Here is a 4,408-nt window from a genome sequence, read left to right on the forward strand (position 1 = left end):
CCGTTCCCTTCAGCGCCTGCTGCGAAAAGTCCGAGGTGCTGGCGTTGCCCCGCCCTAACCTGGCGGCCCTCTCCGAGGAAGACGGTGACGCCGATGCCCTTGTCCTTGTTCTGCTCGATAGTCTCGATCTTGCCCTTGCGCACCGCTACCGACAAGCCGCTACCTTCGCTGATGTCGACGGCGGCGTCCGAGGCGCCCTTGTCCCGGGCATAACGCAGCACATCCTGCGCCAACTGCTTCAACTGGTCCTGACTGTGCGTGAATGGAGTTTCGCTCATGAGCCTGTTTTCTCTGAAATACGGGTAAAAGGAGTGATCAAAAGGAGTTATCATAACAGCCGTTAAGCTTTATTTCCCGAAGTTACGATATGCCCAATGCCAACCGCGGCGCTGTCGGATTCCAATCCAGCGAATTCGAACAGGAATACGACCGCCCCTCCAAGTCCCAACTCAAGCGCGAGATGGATGCCCTGCAAAAGCTGGGCGAATCGCTGGTCAACGAACCGCGCGACCGCGTCAAGCGTGTGCCCATGCCCGAAGACGTGCGCGATGCCATCCTCGAATGCCAGCAGATCAAGGATCACGAAGGCCGTCGCCGCCAGATGCAGTACGTGGGCAAGAAGATGCGCACGCTGGAACCGGACGAGATCGCCATCATCCAGAAGACCATCGACAGCTGGCACGGCGCCTCCAAGGCTGAAACCGCCGCCATGCACGCCCTGGAACGCCGCCGCGAAAAGCTGCTGGCCGACGACCAGGCACTGACCGAACTGCTGAACCGCCATCCCGAAGTCGACGTGCAGCACATGCGCACGCTGATCCGCAATGCCCGCAAGGAGCAGGCGGAAAACAAGCCGCCCAAGGCCTACCGCGAAATCTTCCAGATCCTCAAGCAGTTGCAGACCCAGGCCGCCCTGGCCAAGGGCGAAGCAGCCGAGCAAGAGGATGGCGAACAGGACGACGATGAGCGTTGAGGTAGTGGCCCCCATGGCGCGCGAGGTGCTGCGCGTCGGGCTGGTCTCCATTTCCGACCGCGCCTCGGGTGGCGTCTACCAGGACCAGGGCATCCCGGCCCTGCAGGATTGGCTGACCAGTGCCCTGAGCAGCCCCTTCGAGGTGCTGACCCGCCTGATCCCCGATGAACGCGCCCAGATCGAGCAGACCCTGGTGGAGCTGGTCGACGTGGCCGCTTGCGACCTGGTGCTGACCACGGGTGGCACCGGCCCATCGCGCCGCGATGTGACGCCGGACGCCACACTGGCCGTCGCCAGCAAGGAAATGCCGGGCTTTGGTGAACAAATGCGCCAGATCAGCCTGCAGTTCGTGCCCACCGCGATCCTGTCGCGCCAGGTGGCGGTGATCCGCGAGACAGCCGACCATGCCGCCCTGATCCTGAACCTGCCGGGCCAGCCCAAGTCCATTCGCGAGACACTGGAAGGCTTGAAGGATGAGAACGGCCAGGTCAAGGTGCCGGGCATCTTCGCCGCCATCCCCTATTGCATCGACTTGATCGGCGGCCCCTACATCGAAACTGACGACAGCGTCTGCAAGGCCTTCCGCCCGAAGTCGGCGATCCGGCCCGCCAGCAACAAGTAAGCACCCACTAGTTCGGGCACTTCCCCTCACCCGGCCCGCCGCACAGCGTGGCCGCGTTCAACAGATCCAGGAACTGCTGCAGGCCCGCCGGCGTGATCCGGTACGGGTACTGCTTCAGTGCATTTTCAGTCGGTGGACGCCAGCTGAACTGCACCACGAACAGTTGCTGCTTACCCTGGTACACCGCCAGTACGGTTCCCTCGCCATACGGGGCCGAGGGACCGACACGGTCACAGAAGCCGCCGCTGACAGAAAGCGGAATATTGTTGGTGCTGCCATCCTTCTGCGCCATCGCGATGAAGTGGCCGGGGCAATTGCGCTGCGCACCCTGCATCACTTCGGTCAGGGCCACCTGCGACACGGTCAGGTTGCGCGCCTGGATATTGGCCAGCAAGCCGGCCTCGGGAAAGCTGCGGCGCTGCACGCCCATGTAGCCCTCGCGCCAGGAGTCGTGGGCTTCGTTGGCCGGCAGGAAATCGACCACGTAGTCGCCGTCCGGTTCGCCATCCATGTAGGCCAGGCGCCAGCCGGCCGGCGGCGAGATCATCAGGTTCTCGCCGCTGGGCTGGAACAGCCGCCCTTCGGCCTCGGCATGGCCGGACAAGGGGGTCAACGCCAGCAGGCTACTCAGTAGCGACGCCAGCAGCCGGGTCCACGGTTTGCACTTCATCGGTTGTCCTTGTTCGAACGCGCAGCAGGGCGGCTGCGTTCATCGTATGATGTGAGCCCATTGCAGCAATGCATGACCAGGGCAAAGCCGTATTGTGCGCCGGAGCAAGAGCCGACACAATGCAGCCCCCTCCCCTCTGACCTCCTTACCCGTAACAGGACCGCAAGCCCATGGCCGCACAACTCAAAACGATAGAGATCGAAACCGCTCCCAACCCTGGTGTCGCCATCATCTGGCTGCATGGCCTGGGTGCCGATGGCTCGGACTTCGTGCCCATCGTGCGCGAACTGGACCTCTCCGGCTGCCCACCGATCCGCTTCATCTTCCCCACCGCACCGACCATACCGGTGACCATCAATGGCGGCTACGCGATGCGCGCCTGGTACGACATCTTCGCCCCCGACCTGGTGCGCCGCGAAGACGAACCCGGCCTGCGTGCCTCGCAGGCGGCCATCGAAGCGCTGATCGCCCAGGAAAAGGCGCGCGGCATCCCAGCCCAACGCATCGTGCTGGCCGGTTTCTCGCAAGGCTGCGCCATGACCCTGCAGACCGGTCTGCGCCATCCCGAGCGCCTGGCCGGGCTGATGTGCCTGTCCGGCTACCTGCCGCTGGCCGCGACCATCGAGGCCGAACGTCACGGCGCCAACCACGACACGCCCATCTTCATGGCGCACGGCACGCTGGATCCGGTGGTGGTACTGGAGCGCGCCGTGAAGTCGCGCGAGCTGCTGACCCAACTGGGACACCAGGTGGAGTGGCATGACTATCCGATGCAGCACTCGGTGTGCGACGAGGAAGTGGCCGACATCAGCGCCTGGCTGACCAAGGTCCTGGCGTAAGACTGCCGCCGCACCAAGCAAGGCCCCCGGGCGCATGAACTGCGCCGGGGGCCTTGTGCTTTACCGCTGCCGAGGCGGCACTCAGGGTGATGACCGCAGTCGATCACCGCAGTCGATCACCTCAAGCGATCACTTCAGGTGGTACTTCAGTTCCTCACCCGCCTGACGCATGGCGCTCTGCACCGCCGGCACCTTGGCCAACACGTTCAACAGACCGAAGTCGTGGATCATGCCGTTGTAACGCACGCTGGTCACGGCCACACCTGCAGCTTGCAGCTTGCGACCATAGGCTTCGCCTTCGTCACGCAGCACGTCGTTTTCGGCGGTCTGGATCAGGGTCGGCGGCAGGCCGGCCAGTTGCTCCGTCGTCGCATTGAGCGGCGAGGCCGTGATTTCCTTGCGCTTGGCGGCGTCGGTGGTGTAGCTGTCCCAGAACCACTTCATCATGTTCTTGGTCAGGAAGTAGCCATTGGCAAACTGGTTGTAGGAACCGGTTTCGAAGTTGGCATCGGTCACCGGCCACAGCAGCACTTCCGAACGCAGCGCCGGGCCGCCCTTGTCCTTGGCCATCAGCGCGACCACGGCGGCCATGTTGCCGCCGACGCTGTTGCCGGCCACGGCCAGGCGCTTGCCGTCGACGTTGATTTGCTTGCCGTGTTCAGCGACCCACTTGGTGGCCGCATAGGCTTGGTTGATTGCCACGCCGTAGGAAGCCTCCGGCGAGGGGGTGTAGTTCACGAAGACCGCCACTGCACCCGAGTTGGCCACCAGGTCGCGCACCAGGCGTTCGTGGGTCGGGAAGTCGCCCAGCACCCAACCACCGCCGTGGAAGAACATGAAGGCCGGCAAGGTCTTCTTCACGCCAGCCGGACGCACGATGGTCAGCTTGATGTCCTGGCCGTCGACGCTGATGGTCTTTTCCGACACATCCGCCTTGGGCAGTTCCAGCTTCACGCCGGCTTGCGCGCCCACCAGCACGGCCCGCGCATCCTTGGGCGAGAGTTGTTCCAGGGGCTTGCCGCCACCGGCTTCCAGCGCTTGCAGGAAAGCCTGGGTGGTTGGCTCGACACCAGGACCACCGGCGGCGTAGGCATTACCGAATACCAGGCCGATGGCGGCGACGGCGGCGAGTTGCTTGAACGATTTCATGATCTTCTTCCTTTTCTCTAATGACGATAGGTTCGGTGGTTTCACCGGGAGGGTGCTGCGAGGGAACTGCAAGTGACTGCTGGACTACATTGAATGCAATAAAACTAAAATCCTATTAAATAGCAAACTACTTATTTACCGCTATTGGCTCTGGG

At 63.2% G+C, this 4,408-nt stretch carries 5 protein-coding genes and 1 pseudogene; 3 read left to right on the top strand and 3 right to left on the bottom strand.

The genetic code is table 11. The features are described 5' to 3' along the window. Positions 1-278: pseudogene (locus tag I5W_RS18930) on the bottom strand (PmbA/TldA family metallopeptidase); the annotation flags it as partial. An 89-nt stretch (positions 279-367) separates the two neighbouring features. On the opposite strand from I5W_RS18930, the gene yjgA reads away from it, so the two are divergent. Together yjgA and mog are read left to right on the top strand one after the other, a co-directional pair. Continuing rightward, positions 368-973, top strand: coding sequence for a ribosome biogenesis factor YjgA (gene yjgA, locus I5W_RS18935; RefSeq protein WP_017450754.1), 606 nt, complete (start codon positions 368-370; stop codon positions 971-973). Then, on the top strand, positions 963-1,595 hold the full coding sequence (gene mog / locus I5W_RS18940) for a molybdopterin adenylyltransferase (protein ID WP_083893585.1): 633 nt from the start codon (positions 963-965) through the stop codon (positions 1,593-1,595). Before yjgA ends, mog begins: the two co-directional genes overlap by 11 nt. Positions 1,596-1,602: 7 nt before the next feature. Here mog and I5W_RS18945 read toward each other — a convergent pair whose 3' ends face one another. Further along, positions 1,603-2,265, bottom strand: a complete 663-nt coding sequence (locus I5W_RS18945; protein ID WP_017450752.1) for a hypothetical protein — start codon at positions 2,263-2,265, stop codon at positions 1,603-1,605. 170 nt (positions 2,266-2,435) lie between these two features. Between I5W_RS18945 and I5W_RS18950 the strand changes: the two genes are divergently transcribed. Then, positions 2,436-3,104: an alpha/beta hydrolase gene (locus tag I5W_RS18950; protein WP_017450751.1), complete on the top strand. Its 669-nt coding sequence runs from the start codon at positions 2,436-2,438 to the stop codon at positions 3,102-3,104. A 129-nt stretch (positions 3,105-3,233) separates the two neighbouring features. Here I5W_RS18950 and I5W_RS18955 read toward each other — a convergent pair whose 3' ends face one another. After that, a complete protein-coding gene (locus tag I5W_RS18955) occupies positions 3,234-4,253 on the bottom strand; it encodes an alpha/beta hydrolase (protein ID WP_017450750.1) in 1,020 nt (339 codons plus the stop codon). Positions 4,254-4,408: the final 155 nt, after the last annotated feature.

This window comes from Herbaspirillum sp. B65 (assembly GCF_000333555.1).
Taxonomy (GTDB): Bacteria; Pseudomonadota; Gammaproteobacteria; order Burkholderiales; family Burkholderiaceae_D; genus Herbaspirillum; species Herbaspirillum rubrisubalbicans.